The 16,183-nt window shown below is 32.8% G+C and carries 15 protein-coding genes; 7 read left to right on the top strand and 8 right to left on the bottom strand.

Translation table 11 applies throughout. The features are described 5' to 3' along the window. Positions 1-326: 326 nt before the first annotated feature. The 5 genes from AC1Q5Z_RS20750 to AC1Q5Z_RS20730 all read right to left on the bottom strand — a co-directional run bounded on the left by AC1Q5Z_RS20750 (position 327) and on the right by AC1Q5Z_RS20730 (position 6,502). A complete protein-coding gene (locus AC1Q5Z_RS20750; RefSeq protein ID WP_111380149.1) occupies positions 327-1,028 on the bottom strand; it encodes a DUF2971 domain-containing protein in 702 nt (233 codons plus the stop codon). Positions 1,029-1,158: 130 nt separating this feature from the next. Then, a complete protein-coding gene (locus AC1Q5Z_RS20745) occupies positions 1,159-2,988 on the bottom strand; it encodes an ABC transporter ATP-binding protein (RefSeq protein ID WP_343588485.1) in 1,830 nt (609 codons plus the stop codon). 240 nt (positions 2,989-3,228) lie between these two features. Next, a complete protein-coding gene (locus tag AC1Q5Z_RS20740) occupies positions 3,229-4,956 on the bottom strand; it encodes a phospho-sugar mutase (protein WP_198858201.1) in 1,728 nt (575 codons plus the stop codon). Positions 4,957-5,009: 53 nt separating this feature from the next. Beyond that, on the bottom strand, positions 5,010-5,966 hold the full coding sequence (locus AC1Q5Z_RS20735; protein WP_198858200.1) for a glycosyltransferase family 2 protein: 957 nt from the start codon (positions 5,964-5,966) through the stop codon (positions 5,010-5,012). A gap of 8 nt (positions 5,967-5,974) precedes the next feature. Continuing rightward, entirely contained in the window at positions 5,975-6,502 is a 528-nt protein-coding gene (locus AC1Q5Z_RS20730; protein ID WP_492446663.1) for a DUF4199 domain-containing protein, read from the bottom strand. A gap of 248 nt (positions 6,503-6,750) precedes the next feature. Between AC1Q5Z_RS20730 and AC1Q5Z_RS20725 the strand changes: the two genes are divergently transcribed. Both AC1Q5Z_RS20725 and AC1Q5Z_RS20720 read left to right on the top strand, forming a co-directional pair. Beyond that, a complete protein-coding gene (locus AC1Q5Z_RS20725) occupies positions 6,751-7,005 on the top strand; it encodes a type B 50S ribosomal protein L31 (RefSeq protein ID WP_111363726.1) in 255 nt (84 codons plus the stop codon). Between the two features lie 161 nt (positions 7,006-7,166). Then, the gene (locus AC1Q5Z_RS20720; RefSeq protein ID WP_343588484.1) at positions 7,167-8,342 is read left to right on the top strand and encodes a GlmU family protein; all 1,176 of its coding nucleotides are present in this window, start codon (positions 7,167-7,169) and stop codon (positions 8,340-8,342) included. Positions 8,343-8,485: 143 nt separating this feature from the next. Here the strand turns inward: AC1Q5Z_RS20720 and AC1Q5Z_RS20715 are convergent, their stop codons facing one another. Then, the gene (locus tag AC1Q5Z_RS20715) at positions 8,486-8,929 is read right to left on the bottom strand and encodes a PepSY-like domain-containing protein (protein ID WP_492446660.1); all 444 of its coding nucleotides are present in this window, start codon (positions 8,927-8,929) and stop codon (positions 8,486-8,488) included. Positions 8,930-9,173: 244 nt separating this feature from the next. Here AC1Q5Z_RS20715 and AC1Q5Z_RS20710 point away from each other — a divergent pair, with 244 nt between their 5' ends. From AC1Q5Z_RS20710 to AC1Q5Z_RS20700, 3 genes are all read left to right on the top strand, one after another. Beyond that, a complete protein-coding gene (locus AC1Q5Z_RS20710) occupies positions 9,174-10,808 on the top strand; it encodes an ABC-F family ATP-binding cassette domain-containing protein (protein ID WP_198858196.1) in 1,635 nt (544 codons plus the stop codon). Positions 10,809-11,044: 236 nt separating this feature from the next. After that, complete coding sequence (locus AC1Q5Z_RS20705; protein ID WP_492446659.1) at positions 11,045-12,199, top strand: porin; 1,155 nt, start codon at positions 11,045-11,047, stop codon at positions 12,197-12,199. 20 nt (positions 12,200-12,219) lie between these two features. Continuing rightward, positions 12,220-13,650 (top strand): anion permease, encoded by a 1,431-nt coding sequence (locus AC1Q5Z_RS20700; protein WP_198858195.1) that lies wholly within the window; start codon positions 12,220-12,222, stop codon positions 13,648-13,650. Here AC1Q5Z_RS20700 and AC1Q5Z_RS20695 read toward each other — a convergent pair. Then, positions 13,647-13,949, bottom strand: coding sequence for a GNAT family N-acetyltransferase (locus tag AC1Q5Z_RS20695; RefSeq protein WP_286966543.1), 303 nt, complete (start codon positions 13,947-13,949; stop codon positions 13,647-13,649). The genes AC1Q5Z_RS20700 and AC1Q5Z_RS20695 overlap by 4 nt on opposite strands. A 291-nt stretch (positions 13,950-14,240) precedes the next feature. On the opposite strand from AC1Q5Z_RS20695, the gene AC1Q5Z_RS20690 reads away from it, so the two are divergent. Further along, the gene (locus AC1Q5Z_RS20690) at positions 14,241-14,900 is read left to right on the top strand and encodes an alpha/beta hydrolase family protein (RefSeq protein ID WP_343588481.1); all 660 of its coding nucleotides are present in this window, start codon (positions 14,241-14,243) and stop codon (positions 14,898-14,900) included. Positions 14,901-15,228: 328 nt separating this feature from the next. Here the strand turns inward: AC1Q5Z_RS20690 and AC1Q5Z_RS20685 are convergent, their stop codons facing one another. Continuing rightward, complete coding sequence (locus AC1Q5Z_RS20685) at positions 15,229-15,744, bottom strand: DUF2892 domain-containing protein (protein ID WP_198858193.1); 516 nt, start codon at positions 15,742-15,744, stop codon at positions 15,229-15,231. A 169-nt stretch (positions 15,745-15,913) separates the two neighbouring features. Between AC1Q5Z_RS20685 and rpmH the strand changes: the two genes are divergently transcribed. Then, positions 15,914-16,075, top strand: coding sequence for a 50S ribosomal protein L34 (gene rpmH, locus AC1Q5Z_RS20680; protein ID WP_008464848.1), 162 nt, complete (start codon positions 15,914-15,916; stop codon positions 16,073-16,075). Positions 16,076-16,183: the final 108 nt, after the last annotated feature.

The following is a 16,183-nucleotide window of genomic DNA, read 5'->3' as shown; positions in this document are numbered from 1 at the left end:
TTTTAAATTACTTTTATTAATTAAAACAGCGTTTTTCATTTTTATGCATCAGGTCATCATTCCGTAGGAATGTCTGGTCGGTAAAAAAAATGACGTTCAACCAATTTACGTTCCGTAGGAACGTTTGATGCGTTGCATTGTTAAAAAAATATCTAAATCAAACGTTCCTACGGAACGTAAAATAACTGTAACTATATAATTTTCTACCAATGAAATGTTCCTACGGAACATAATCAAATCAGAAACGGGAAAAAATTTTTCTAATCCTTTTAATCCGTGGCAAGAAAAAAAACTTAGAATCTTAGCATCTCAGAACCTTAGCAACTTCAAATCAATATATCACTCTCAAGATCAGATTTTTCGATTTCAAAACCAAATCCTAGACGTTCAACTAATTCTATTACCAGTTTTTTGTACCAGTTTTCAGATTTTGGATGAATGTATATTTTTTCGATCAATTGATTAATGTCGACGTTGATTTTTAATCCGTCGTTTAATTTGATATCGCTTTTTGAAGTATCACTTAGAATTCGGACTTCTCTTTCGTACTGAAAACTTTTTCTTTTGAATAAAAACGGAAAGAATAGATCGTCAAACGGAATGTATTCTTTTTTGTAATCAATATAGTTTACTTCGCCAATATATTGATCAAAATTATTCTCCGGTTTTACTGCTTTCTGTAATCTTTTGATAGTAGACTGAATGGCTAAACCTTCATTGTTTTTGGTAAAAATCTGCCACATAGCAAACGATTCGTATTCGTTAATATGCCAGCTGCTTATTGCTACTTTTTCACGATGCGTTTTGTAGTAATTTAAAAACTCTGGATTGTCTGCAGCAAGTTTTTTTATCTCTTCGTAAGTTGGTTCGCTAAAAGTGCCTTCATATTGGTCTTCAAACTTGTCTGAACGCGACATAAAAAGCTTCTTAGAGAGTAATAAATCAAGAAATTTAGATAAGTCCAGATATTTCCAAACAATAGTATCGGGATCATCGGGAAGTTTTATGTTGGGGTTGTTAAGATACATTTTCTTGAGATTAAATGATTTCAATCTTTAACTAACCTAAAGTTATAAAAATAAACACAGATTAAAGAAATTAAAATTGAGTTTTAATATTTCCTTAATCTGCGTGTATTAATTTGGATTTAATGATTTCTTACGATTCGAAAGATTGCATTGTTACCAATTTATTATAAGTTCCGTTGTGTGCAATTAGCTCTTCGTGGGTTCCTTGTTCAACGATTTTTCCTTTTTGCATTACTACAATTACATCTGCTTTTTGAATGGTAGAAAGACGGTGTGCGATTACGATCGAAGTTCTGTTTTGCATCATGTTTTCTAGTGCGACTTGAACAAATTTTTCGCTTTCTGTGTCTAATGCTGATGTTGCTTCATCCAAAATCATAATTGGTGGATTTTTTAATACGGCACGAGCTATAGATAAACGTTGTTTTTGTCCTCCAGAAAGCTTGTTTCCGCTATCTCCAATGTTAGTGTAAATTCCTTGCGGAAGATCTTTTACAAATTCATAAGCATTTGCAATCTTAAGCGCTTCGATAATTTCGTCATCACTAGCATCTAGCTTTCCTAAAGAAATATTTGCTTTAATAGTATCATTAAATAAAATGCTGTCTTGCGTAACTAATCCCATCAAACTGCGAAGCGATTGTAAATTCATGTCTTTAATGTTAATTCCGTCGATAGAAATAGAACCGTCATTAACATCATAAAAACGTGTCAATAAATTAGCGATTGTACTTTTTCCGCTTCCAGATTGTCCAACCAAAGCAACAGTTTGTCCTTTTTTAATTTGAAGAGAAAAGTCTTTTAAAACGGTTTCTTCTTCATATTTAAAGTTTACATTTTGAACACTGATATTATTATCAAAAGTTGTTTTTTCAATTGCATTTTCTTTAGAAACGATGGTGTTTTCCTGTTCTAAGATTTCAAGAACACGTTCTGCAGCGGCGTTTCCTCTTTTTACTCCGTAAGAAGCTTTAGAAATTGCTTTTGCAGGAGTTAGAATATTATAAGCTAATCCCATGTAGGCAATAAATGCTGCGCCTTGTAATGTTTTATCAATCAAAACCATTTGACCTCCGTACCAAAGTAGAATGGCAATTACAGTAATTCCCATAAATTCACTTGCAGGCGAAGCTAAGTTCTGACGGTTTCCGATGCTGTTTGATAAAGTGAAAAAACGCTCTGTCGAATTTTGGAAAACTTTATTAAAGTAGTTTTCAGAATTATAACCTTTTACAACTTTTAATCCTCCAATTGTTTCTTCGATTGTAGAAAGAAATCTTCCTTGTTCTTCTTGTGCTTTAGTAGATTGCTTTTTAAGCTGTTTTCCAATCAACGAAATAATATATCCAGAAACAGGAATGAAAATGAATACAAACAAGGTTAGCTTAGCACTAATGATAAGCATAGTGGTGATTGTAAAAATAATCGTTAAAGGCTCTTTTACGATAAGCTCTAAGATGGCTAAAAAAGAATTTTGAACCTCGTTTACGTCAGCTGAAATCCTAGAAATTACATCTCCTTTTCTTTTTTCAGAATAAAATGCCAAAGGAAGCTCCAAAGTCTTTTTGTACAATGCATTTCGCATGTCTTTTAAAACACCATTTCGAAGGAAATTAATAAAAAACATTGCCAAATAATCGGCTAAGTTTTTAAGCAAAAAGATCGAAATAATAATGGCTACCATTACCGATAAAACATAACCAGGTTCGTGGTTTTTTTGTGCCGTGGTAATGTAATAGGCCAAATAGTCTTCGGCATAATCTTTTATTTTAAAAATACCTTGATAAATTGGTTCTATTTCAACTTTTTTTCCTTTTTCGAATAATACTTGAAGCATAGGTATTAAAGCGACAAACGAAAGTGTGCTGAAAAGCGCATACAAAATATTAAAAAAGATATTTAAGAATGCGTATTTTTTATACGGATATATAAAAGGAATTATTTTTTTGAAATTACTCATTTATTTTTTTTGATATTGTTTTCTTTTAATGCGATAACTCATTTCTGGATTAAAATTATTTTGAGCAAGCAAATTTTATTGCACAAAATTAATCCAATTGAGGTGTTTTCAATTTCTTTTTAGTTTTTTTTATAAAAGAAACTCTGATTTACTTTAGAGATTGTAAATCAGAGTTCAAAGATATCTAACTTGTTAATTTTGCATGTTAGGTGCAAAATTGTACAATTGAGAAAAGCAGATTTAATTTAACTGCATGTCTGCAATGATATTTTGTATTTTGCTGTCTAAGAATTTCTCTGCTTCATCAAAATCTAAAACCGATTCGATTTCAGCATTTACGCTGATATAAAATTTAATTTTAGGTTCAGTTCCACTAGGTCTAGCGCAAATTTTAGATCCATCTTCTGTGTAATAAATCAATACGTTTGATTTAGGAATATCCATTGTTGATTCAGATCCATCCAATAAATTTAATGCGATAGAAGATTGGTAATCCTCAACCATGATAACTCTTTGTCCGTTGATTTCTTTTAAAGGATTTTCGCGTAAATCAATCATCATTTGGTTGATTTCTTGTAAACCTTCCATTCCTTTTTTAGTCAATGAAACTAAGTGCTCTTTGTAGAAGCCATTTTCTACATAAAGCTGTAAAAGTTCTTTGTAAACAGAGCTTCCAGCAGCTTTAGCTTGAGCTGCAACTTCGCAAATTAATAAAGTAGCAGCAACAGCATCTTTATCTCTCACGGCATCTCCAACCATAAATCCGAAACTTTCTTCACCACCTCCAATAAACTCAAGTTCAGGAAAATCTTTGATCATTTTAGCGATCCACTTAAAGCCAGTTAGCCCAACTTTGCATTCAACACCGTAACTTGTCGCCAATTCCATAATCATTGGAGTAGAAACGATTGTTGAACCAATGAATTGTTTTCCGTTTAGTTTGCCTGCTTTTTTCCATTGTTTCAATAAGAAAGAAGTCATTAAAACCATAGTTTGGTTTCCGTTCAACAAAATCATTTTGCCGTCATTGTTACGAACTGCAACTCCTAAACGGTCGCAATCAGGATCTGTTCCAACCACAATATCAGAATTTGTTTTGTCTGCCAAGGCTAGAGCCATTGTTAAAGCTTCTGGTTCTTCTGGATTTGGAGATTTTACAGTTGGGAAATTCCCGTCTGGAATAGCCTGTTCAGGAACAATGTGAACATTTTTATATCCTGCTTGAGATAAAGTGTCTGGAACTGATTTTATAGAAGTTCCGTGCAATGAAGTGAAAACAATTTGAAGATTGTCTTTAGCTTCAGCTGGAGTGTTAAAACTTGCATTTTCGATAGACGATTTTATAAAAGCTTTGTCTATTTCGGTGTCAATGTACTGAATCAAATCTTCGTTTGGGCTAAATTTGATTTTGTCATAGCTTAAGTTTTCAATTACATTAACAATTTCTTTGTCTTGTGGAGGAACAATCTGTCCGCCATCTTGCCAGTATACTTTGTAACCGTTGTATTCTGGTGGATTATGAGAAGCTGTTAAAACAATTCCGCACTGACATTTTAAATATTTAAGGGCAAAAGATAATTCTGGAGTTGGTCTTAAATCAGAAAACAAATAAACCTGAATACCATTTGCAGAGAAAACATCAGCAACCACTTTTGCCAAAGTGTTGCTGTTGTGGCGACAATCGTAAGCAATAACTACTTTTAAAGGCTCGTTTGGAAAAACCTTATGCATGTAATCAGATATTCCCTGAGTATTTTTTCCAAGCGTATATTTATTGATTCGATTGTTTCCAATACCCATTACACCGCGCATTCCTCCAGTTCCAAATTCTAAGTTTTTGTAAAAACTCTCTTCAAGTTCTTTTGGCGAAGTTGTCATTAATTCTTTAACGGCAGCTTGCGTTTCCTGGTCAAAGGTTGGGGTCAGCCATTCGTTTACAGCGTTTAATATGTTTGGTGCTATGTTCATTGTAAATTTTGTTTTTGTATAGTTAAAAGGTTTTAAAGATGATTAAAATATTTTTAGAAATTAACCTCTCGAGCTACTTTATAACGAGCTTCATTGTTTTTAGTTCTTAGAATAATTTCGCCTAAGAAGCCTGCTAAAAATAATTGAGTACCAAGAATCATTGTGGTTAAAGCAATATAAAACCATGGGTTATTGGTAACCAAAGTGTATTTCATTCCAGTATACATATGGTATAGTTTAGAAACCCCAATGTATCCAGCAGATAAAAATCCGATGATAAACATTAAAGAGCCCATAGCGCCAAATAAGTGCATAGGTCTTTTTCCGAATCTTGATAAGAACCAAATTGTAATTAAATCTAGGAAACCGTTTATAAAACGCTCCATTCCGAATTTAGTTTCACCATATTTTCTGGCTTGGTGAATTACCACTTTTTCGCCAATTTTTCCAAATCCTGCATTTTTAGCTAAGACAGGAATATAGCGGTGCATTTCGCCAGAAACTTCAATGTTTTTTACTACGACATTTTTGTAGGCTTTCAATCCGCAGTTAAAATCGTTTAACTCAACGCCAGAAGTTTTTCTAGCGGCCCAGTTAAATAATTTAGACGGAAGATTTTTTGCTACAACAGAGTCGTAACGTTTCTTTTTCCATCCAGAAACCAAATCGTACTTTTGATTTGTAATCATTTCATACAATTCAGGAATTTCATCTGGACTGTCTTGCAAGTCGGCATCCATAGTAATAATGACATCGCCCTTTGCTTTTGCAAAACCAGCATGTAAAGCCTGAGATTTTCCAAAGTTTTTCATGAAACGAATTCCTTTTACATTTGGATTTTCGTTAGAGAAACCTTCAATAATCTGCCAAGAATTATCTGTACTACCATCATCTACAAAAATGATTTCATAAGAGTAATTGTTAGATTGCATCACTTTAATAATCCATGTATAGAGTTCTTTAAGTGATTCCTCCTCGTTTAGAAGCGGTATAAGTATAGATAAATTCATTTATATTTTTATTCTTGTGTAGATTTGCTTTTAAAAAATGCGGCTAAAATTAATCCTAAAATAGAATAGCCAATAATACTGAAAATTAGAGCCTTTAATTGTTCGACAGTTGAGAAAGGATTGTTTTCTTTCATTTGAGCTATTGCTTCATTTATTTTAGAAGCAGGAGTTCCAAATTTCTGCAGAGTTTCGGCCATATATTTAACCAATAATTCATCTATAGTGGTTCTTGCTTCAGGATCAATCACGTTGAATAATACGATACTGAAAAAAGTAGAAATTATTACAGCAATTAGTGTTGTTATAAAAAAAGTGGTAAATGCGTCTTTAAAAGATAAAAAACCGATTTCTTTTTTTGTTTTCGTTAGAAGTATAATTCCTATAATAACATAAACTGCAAATTTAATAGAGCCAATCCAACCAGAAACAAACAAGTTTAAATCTATAGCGTACATCGTTGCCGTAAATAATGAAAGGATAACTCCTAAAATAACTCCATACGTAACGCCATTCTTTTTTATAACTTCATTAATCATATTTGATATGTTTAAAATTAATCCACAAATATAGTAATTCCCACTATAATCGAATATAAAAAAAGCTTTTCGAAATAAACTAAAAAAAAGTAAGCTAACTGTTTGTTTATTAAAAAAGAATTGTAAATTTGCACACTCAAAAATAATTAAATTTTTAAACAAAAAAGAGTAGTATTTGTTTACACCTTTTTCTAGCCATGAAAAAGCTTCAAAATGAAAATGCTCTAAAACAATAAATAAAAGAAAAGATGAAAAAAGGAATTCACCCAGAAAATTACAGATTAGTTGCATTTAAAGACATGTCTAACGATGAGGTTTTTATCACTAAATCTACTGCAGATACAAGAGAAACAATTGAAGTTGACGGAGTTGAGTATCCAGTTGTAAAAATGGAGATTTCTAGAACATCTCACCCATTTTATACTGGTAAATCTAAACTTATCGATACTGCAGGACGTATTGATAAATTCAAAACTAAATACGCTAAACACGCTAAAAAATAATAGCTGTTTTACATTATACAAAAGCCTTCCAAACTCTGGAAGGCTTTTTTTATGCGTTAAATATTACTTTCCGTTAATATGGTTTTGAATTAAAACAGTAAAATATTTGTAACTTTGAAGCCAGGTAACCAAATCAAATTTTAACAAACACTCAATTATTTATGAACTACATTCTTTTCGACGGCCCCGTTCGGAATGCTTTATTACCTTTTACTTTTACTAGACCTGTAGCTGATATTTTAGTCGGAATTATGACGATTCGTCAGAAATGGGAAAAATATCTAGGTTCGACAATCACTACCATAACAGAGGAATATTTATCGGAGAAATTTCCAATGGTCGAATTAGAAGAAAACGTAATGATCAATGCAGCGTATTTGCCAAATGATACTCTTGCAGAGATGGTTTCTAATTTAACAGAAAACCAAGCAATCTTTAAAGGCGAAGATGTAATTGCATTTTTTGCAAGCGAAAATCAGGAAGAAGTCGATTTTGATTCTTATGAAATTATTCAATACAACGAAGATTGTATAACAATCGAACATACTTGGGATATTTTCTCTAAAAATGATGCCGCAATTCGTCAGGATTTTAAGTACTTGACTGAAGATCGCACTTCGCAGCCAATTCCTAAAAGTGTAAATGTAATAGCGCCAGAAAATATTTTTATCGAAGAAGGAGCAAAATTAGAGTTCGTAACTTTAAATGCTTCAGCAGGGCCTATATATATAGGTAAAAATGCTGAAATTATGGAAGGAACTGTAATTCGCGGGCCATTTGCTTTATGCGAAAACGCTATGGTAAAAATGTCGGCTAAGGTTTATGGGGCAACAACTGTTGGGCCAGGATCTAGAATAGGCGGCGAGGTTAAAAACTCAGTTCTTTTTGCTAATTCTAATAAAGGACACGAAGGATTTTTAGGTGATTCTGTTTTAGGTGAATGGTGCAATATCGGTGCAGATTCTAACAACTCGAACCTAAAAAACAACTACGAAGAAGTAAAATTATGGAGCTACGAAACAGAAGGTTTTGCTAAAACAGGACTTCAGTTTTGCGGTTTAATGATGGGAGATCATAGTAAATGCGGAATCAACACCATGTTTAATACAGGAACTGTTGTTGGTGTAAGCGCTAATATTTTCGGAAGCGGATTCCCTCGCAATTTTGTTCCAAGTTTTTCTTGGGGTGGCGCGGCAGGATTTACAACTTATGTGACTAAGAAAGCTTTTGAAACAGCAAGGTTGGTAATGAGCCGAAGAAATATTGAGTTTGATGCAACAGAAGCTGCAATTATGGAACATATTTTTGAAGAAACTAAAAAATGGAGAAAAGACTAATTAGATAATTGGTCAATTTGACAATGAGATAATTTTTGTAACCCGACAGGTTTTAGAGACTTGTCGGGTTTATTTTTTTCAGCCACAGATTAAAATTAAAAAGATCAAAAAATCTGTGGAATCCTATAATCTGTGGCTAAAAATTATTTGTCAATCTTAATAAAATCTTCTTTCAAGTTGAATTTTAATTCTAAGCCGTTGGTAAGTTTAGCTTCATAACCAGAACTTCCAATTTCTAATTTGGTTACTTTTTCCTTAGGAAAGTTCGATTTGATGTAAGAGGCAATTTTTTTAGGAACAATAGATTTTGGAATTTTAGAGCTATTGCCGTCAACTTCTTTCCAATTCCCTTTTTTATCGAATTCAATTTCTATATCATCTCCAAACTTAACTTTGTATTCTGTAGAAAGAATTTCTTTGTCTTCTAATATGTAGCTCGGTTTTTTTGAGCCAAAATGGGTTTTTAAAAAAGTTTGAGCATTTGCTGGTAAAGCTTTTTTTTTGATTACGGTTTTTTGTGCATTTGCAGAAAGTCCAAATATTAATCCTGCAATTAAGTAAAAAGTCAGTTTTAATTTCGTTTTCATATTTTGCTGATTTTTAAAATTATAGTACAAGGTAAGATTAAAAAATTGAAATATGAGAAAACCATTTGGGTTTCGTTTGCTGCGATTTAGGTATTATTTAAGAGGTCAGATTATCTAATTGACACATTTTCAAAATTATCTAATTTTCAAATTGCCTAATTATCTAATTAAATTATCTTTGCAGCACGAAAAAAATGGGTAGTCTACTAAACGATTAACCGATTAAACAAATTAACAAAGACAAATGATTACAGTTAACGATATTTCGGTTCAGTTTGGCGGAACTACACTTTTTAGCGATGTTTCTTTTGCTATAAATGAAAATGATAAAATTGCCCTTATGGGTAAAAATGGTGCGGGAAAATCTACACTTTTAAAGATAATTGCAGGAGTAAACAAACCTTCAACAGGAAGCATTTCGGCTCCAAAAGAAGCTGTAATTGCTTACTTGCCACAGCATTTGCTTACTGAGGATGGCGCAACAGTGATGGAAGAAGCATCTAAAGCGTTCAGTGAGATTTTTACAATGAAAGCAGAGATAGATGAAATCAATGAGCAATTGACAGTTCGTACTGATTATGAAAGTGATGAATACATGAAATTAATCGAAAGAGTTTCTGACTTAAGCGAGAAATTTTATGCTATTGAAGAAGTGAATTACGAAGCTGAAGTTGAGAAAATTCTAATTGGTTTAGGTTTTGAGCGTGAAGATTTCGCACGTCAAACTTCAGAATTTTCAGGAGGATGGAGAATGCGTATTGAGTTGGCTAAGATTTTGTTGAGAAAACCAGATTTGATTTTGCTAGATGAGCCTACTAACCACATGGATATTGAAAGTATTCAATGGTTAGAAGATTTCTTATTGACTCAAGCAAAAGCAGTTGTGGTAATCTCGCACGATAGAGCGTTTGTAGATAATATTACAAACCGAACTATCGAAGTTACGATGGGAAGAATTTACGATTACAAAGCGAAATATACTCATTATTTAGAATTAAGAAAAGACCGCCGTATACATCAGCAGAAAGCGTATGATGAACAACAGAAAATGATTGCTGAAAATCGTGCTTTTATTGAGCGTTTTAGAGGAACATTTTCTAAAACAGATGCAGTTCAGTCTCGTGTCAAAATGCTTGAGAAACTTGAAATAGTAGAGGTTGATGAAGTTGATACATCTGCATTGCGTTTAAAATTCCCGCCAGCGGCACGTTCTGGTCAATATCCTGTTATTGTAAAAGAAATGTCTAAAGCTTACGGAGATCACGTAGTTTTTAAAGATGCAAACATCGTAATCGAACGCGGACAAAAAGTGGCTTTTGTTGGAAAAAATGGTGAAGGTAAATCGACAATGATTAAAGCGATCATGAAAGAAATTGGCGTTGATTCTGGAAGCGTTGAAATCGGTCATAATGCTCAAATCGGATATTTTGCTCAAAATCAAGCGGCATTATTAGATGAAAATGCTACAATTTTTGAAACAATTGATAGTATTGCGGTTGGAGATATTAGAACGCAGATCAAAAATATTTTAGGCGCTTTCATGTTTCAAGGAGATGATATTACAAAGAAAGTAAAAGTGCTTTCTGGAGGTGAAAAAACGCGTTTGGCAATGATTAAATTATTGTTGGAGCCAGTAAACTTGTTGATTCTGGATGAGCCTTCAAATCACTTGGATATGAAAACCAAAGACATTATTAAAGATGCTTTGCGTGATTTTGATGGAACTTTAATCTTAGTTTCTCACGACCGTGATTTCCTTGACGGATTAGCTACTAAAGTTTTCGAATTCGGGAATAAAAGAGTTAAAGAGCATTTTGAGGATGTAGCTGGTTTCTTAGCACACAAGAAAATGGATTCTATGAGAGAAATAGAGAAATAATATCTTTCAATAAAAATTTTAAAGGGCATAAGTTTTATTACTTATGCTCTTTTTTTTTGCGGCAATATTAATAACAGTATTTTAATGCAATTTTTTTTACATAAAATCTCTTTTTTTGTTATTTTAGTATTTCCATTTCGCATTGACTATAAGCAGTTAAGTTTTTTGATCTCAAGAATAAAGAGCTGATTTTTAAATCACTATATAAGCATTACTGTTTCATTTAATTTAAGCCTATGAATAAAAGTCTACTAATGCCATTTTTGTTCCTTTTCCTTACAGCTCCATTTTTTTTGCATGCCCAAGGAGATTTGAATCAGGGAGCTGATAAAAAAGAAACCGAAGAAGTAAAATATCCGCAATTTCAATTAAAAGGTCTTCTTCAAGCAAGATATTTAGAGAGTTTTGGAGATAATGTAGACGTTTTAGGAACGCATCATTCAACAGGAGATGCAGTTCAAAGTTCTTTTGATATAAAAAGAATGCGTGTCGGATTAAATACCAAATTAAGCGAAACTACAGAAATCGTAATTCTGGTCAATTTAGCCGATTTTAAATCAGATCCAAAAGGTAAAGTTCTGGAGAATGCTTACGGAAAATATACTTTTAATAAATATATAGCCTTAACAGGAGGGCAGTTTCGACCTGCCTTTGGTATTGAGGAGCTTGTTCCTGTAGATATTATTAAATCTTTCGATTTTTCAAATCAGTATTATGAATTTGGAAAAAGTGGATGGACAAGTTTTCAGATAGGAGCATCGGCAACAGGAGCTTTTGATGTATGGAAAATTCCAGTGAATTATGCTGTTTCGATTTTAAATGGAAATGGAAAAAATACGGAAATGGATAAAGACAACGGAAAACAGTATTCTTCAAGATGGGTTTTTGGTTTGTCAAAAGAACATAAAATTAATCTAGGTTTAAATGGAGGTTTCGGAAAAGTCTTTAAAGAAGATGTTTTTGCATTTGGAGCCGATATTACCAGCGATTTTAAATTGACCGATAAACTTAGTTTTGATTTACAGATAGAATTCAAGCAAGGAACAAACCATAATTTATATTATTCTTTGCCAGTTGAGGCTCGAACAGACAATGTAGCCGATTATCAAATGCGAGGAATATATTTTCTGCCAAATTTTAGATACGAGATAAATTACAATAAACTTACAGCGCTTGAAGTATCTTGTCGCTACGAATCTTTTGATCCGAGTTATAAAATCGATTCAAATGTTCGAAAAACTTACACGCCAATGGTTAGTTTAGAATTCGGAAAATCGTACACAGGCCGTATCGAAATGGGATTTGAAATTGACAGATTTGATAAAAGTATTCCAGATACATCAACCTATAACGATAACTTGTTTTTAATTCAATTGCAGCTTAGAATTTAATTCACTTAATTTTTGTTTTTATGAAAGAAGTAAAAATTCCTCAGACTTTAATTACGCTGGCAGTTTTAGTTGCCATTTGGTTTATTCCAGCGCCAGAAGGTGTTGTTCCAGAAGCTTGGCATTTATTTGCCATTTTCGTGGCTACTATTTTAGGAATCATCTTAAAAGCGGCTCCAATGGGAACTATGTGTATGATTGCAATTGCTTTAACGGCAATGTCTCAGGTTTTAGCTCCTGGAGATCCTGGAAAGTCGATAACAATGGCATTAAGAGGATTTGGCGATAAAGTAATCTGGCTGATCGGAATTTCGTTTTTCATTGCAAGAGGATTTATAAAAACAGGTCTTGGAAATAGAATTGCTTTTCTATTCATAAAAATATTCGGAAAAAGTTCTCTTGGACTAGCTTATGGTTTAGGCTTGGCAGATTTGGTTTTAGCGCCAGCTGTTCCGAGTAATACTGCTAGAGGAGGAGGAATCGTTTATCCAATTATGAAATCAATGTCGATGAGTTTTGGATCAATGCCCGATAAACCTGAAACACATAGAAAGCTCGGAGCATATTTAACTTTGAATAGTTATAATATGAATTTGATTGCATCTTCTATGTTTTTAACAGGAACGGCAAGTAACCCGATGTGCCAGAAATTTGCACTTAATTTAGGGATAAAAATAACTTGGATGTCTTGGGCAGCAGCGGCGATTGTTCCGGGATTATGTGCTTTTATTGTAATTCCTTTTGTTTTGTATAAAATTTATCCGCCAGAATTAAAGAAAACCGGTGATGCGCCACAGCTTGCCATGCAGAAATTGAAAGAAATGGGAGCCATTACAAGAGATGAATGGATGATGTTGCTGACATTTTTTATTCTGCTTTTCTTATGGATGACAGGAGATTTGTTTTCTATTGATGCTACAACAACAGCTTTTATCGGATTAGTGATTTTGCTTTTAACTTCAGTTTTAACTTGGGAAGATGTAAAAGCTGAAAAAGGTGCTTGGGACACTATTGTGTGGTTTTCTGTTTTGGTAATGATGGCGAGTTCGCTTAACGAATTAGGTTTTATAGCATGGTTCAGTGATTTAGTAAAAGCACAAATTGGCGGATTAAGCTGGCAAATGGCTTTTCCGATTATTATATTAGTGTATTTCTTTAGCCATTATCTTTTCGCAAGTGCCACTGCGCACGTTGCAGCAATGTACGCAGCTTTACTTGGTGTTGGTGTTTCACTTGGAATTCCAGGACTATTGCTCGCATTTATGCTTGGTTTTGTCGGATCTCTTTACGGAACTCTAACTCATTATGGTCACGGTCCGGCACCCGTATTTTTCGGGAGCGGCTACGTTGACCTAAAGAGCTGGTGGGTCAAAGGGCTTATAACCGGTTTGGTTATGCTCTTAATTTATATGGTAATTGGAGGATTATGGCTCCGACTTATTGGATATTTTTAAATTCTAATTCCTGGAGGAAGCAATTCTTTGTATTTAGGGTTCTTTTTGAAAAATGAGACAATCTTTGGGTGAATAGGAACTACTCTGTAGTTTTTTTCAGAACTTAAATCTAATATATTTTTAAGTAAAGTGTTGATTGTTTCTTCGTTCTCTAATGAATCAGGTTTGTTGATTTTGGTTAAGAAGATTTTTTTCTCTTGAAATTGATACTCAACTGCTAACATTCCTTCAGGGATGACAGTTTCGAATTGGCGTGCAAATGTGTTGTCTTTGATTTCCATAGTTACAGATGTTTCCATAGTAATTTCTTGTTAGGTTATTGGTAAATAGTGAATTTGGGCCCCAAAATATTCTTGAAAGAAAATTCCTTATAAGGTTTAAAATCAAAAAATATTTGGAAATGCAAAGGTAATCATTTGATTTTCAATATTGAATTATTTTTTGCGGCTATAAAGTTTAAGTTATTGTTTCAAAGTTTTATTTTTTTCGAATCCCTGTAAAATAGGTCTGAAATTTGATTATCATGATATTAAAAAAAGTAACTTTATTTTTTAGAATAAATGTATTAATGGTAATTTCATTTTAATGTTATGAGTAAAATTCCAGTTTATTTTATGCCAGGTTTGGCGGCGAGTTCATCTATTTTTGAAAGAATAAAATTGGATGAAACTGTTTTTGAAATGCATCTTTTGGAATGGGAAATTCCGAATCCGAAAGAATCTTTATCTGATTATGCGCTTCGAATTAGTAAAAATATAAAAGATGAAAATCCTGTTTTGATTGGAGTTTCTTTTGGCGGAATTCTAGTGCAGGAAATTTCTAAACATATAAAAACACGAAAAGTAATTATTATATCGAGCGTTCGAAGCAATCTGGAATTTCCGAGAAGAATGAAAATAGGAAAGACTACTAAAGCTTATAAGTTAATCCCGATGCAATTAATTTTAAATATTGAAAAATTGGCTAAATTTTCTTTTGGCGAAAAGGTTAATAAGAGGATTAAATTATACGAGAAATTTTTATCTGTGCGCGATTTAGGTTATCTGCAATGGGCTGTAGAAAGTGTAATTCTATGGGATCGCGATAAAATTGATGAAAATGTAGTACATATTCACGGAGATCATGACGATGTTTTCCCTATAAAGTATATTGATAAATGTATTATTGTGAAAGGGGGAACGCATATTATGATTCTCAATAAATATAAGTGGCTGAATGAGAATTTGCCTTCTATTATATTGGAAGATTAAAATTCCAATTTTTAAATTCCAAATTCCAATACTTTGAGGATTTGTAATCTTTATTAAAGTTTTAAACTTTTACAAAGATGTATTTAAGAAAATGTGCAAGCAATCTTGTCATTTCGAGCGTAGCGAGAAATCTTCGCAAGTAGCTCGACAAAGATTGGTAATTTACTTTGCGGAGTTTCTTGCGGAGATCCCTCGTTCCTCGGGATGACAAACTATATGGAAAATCTTTAGTGGAGAATAAATCTGAAATCTAAATTCAATAATCTACAATAAAAAAATCCCAAACTCCTTTTGGAATTTGGGATTTTTAATATTGTAATTTAGAAAATTAGATTTTCTTCATTTGTTCTTTCATCATCGTGATTTGCTCTTTCAGCATGCCTTGCTTGTCTAATTTTTTAGCTTCGTTAAGTAAATTAGTCGCTTCCAATTTTCTTCTGCGTGACATTGCAACTCCCGCAAGGTTTAATTTAGCTACTGCTAAATCCATATCCATTGATAGTCCAAGTTCGATTGCTTTTTTGAAATGTTTCTCAGCTTGGTTAATATTGGTTTGAGATAACATAATACCTTGTAAGTAATTTAAGTATCCTTGCTGTTTTCTTACTAATGCACCTTCTGGATTTTTGATATATGATAACCATTTATTAGCTCCTGCAAAGTCTTGTTTTCTTAATTTAAGGAAAGCTAAAAGGATAAATTCGTTTTTAAAATAAAGAAAAATTGGAATTGCAGTCAATAAGATAAGGAATATACCATTCCCAATATTACTCTCTGTAAATTGCCAAATGCCCGCCACTACAAGAAGTCCGGCCAAAATAAGTTTAATATTCTTGTGAAACATAATTATTGTAAATTTGTGATTGCAAAGATAGTAAAAGGAATTAAAAATATTTTTATAAAAGTGCTTGCCAGAAAAAAAAGTCTTTGTATATTTGCACTCGGTTTTTGAACAACGATATCCAAAACCAAATAAACGAGTTAATAGATACCATTTTTAAAGATACAAAGCAATGAGCAAAAGAACATTTCAACCATCGAAAAGAAAAAGAAGAAATAAGCACGGATTTATGGACAGAATGGCTTCTGCGAATGGAAGAAAAGTTCTAGCGCGTAGAAGAGCAAAAGGAAGACATAAATTAACTGTTTCTAGCGAGCCTAGACACAAAAAATAATGTTTGTATAAACATACATAAGGCGATTACTTTTTTAGTATCGCCTTTTTTTATACCTTGTCGGTAAAAATTTTCTCAACTTTCTAGTTTTTAACGCACTAGAACAGT

It is taken from the genome of Flavobacterium sp. GW823-FHT06G12, from assembly GCF_058794775.1.
Note: the sequence above shows the minus strand (reverse complement) of the source record. Positions and strands in the feature narration are given on the sequence as shown.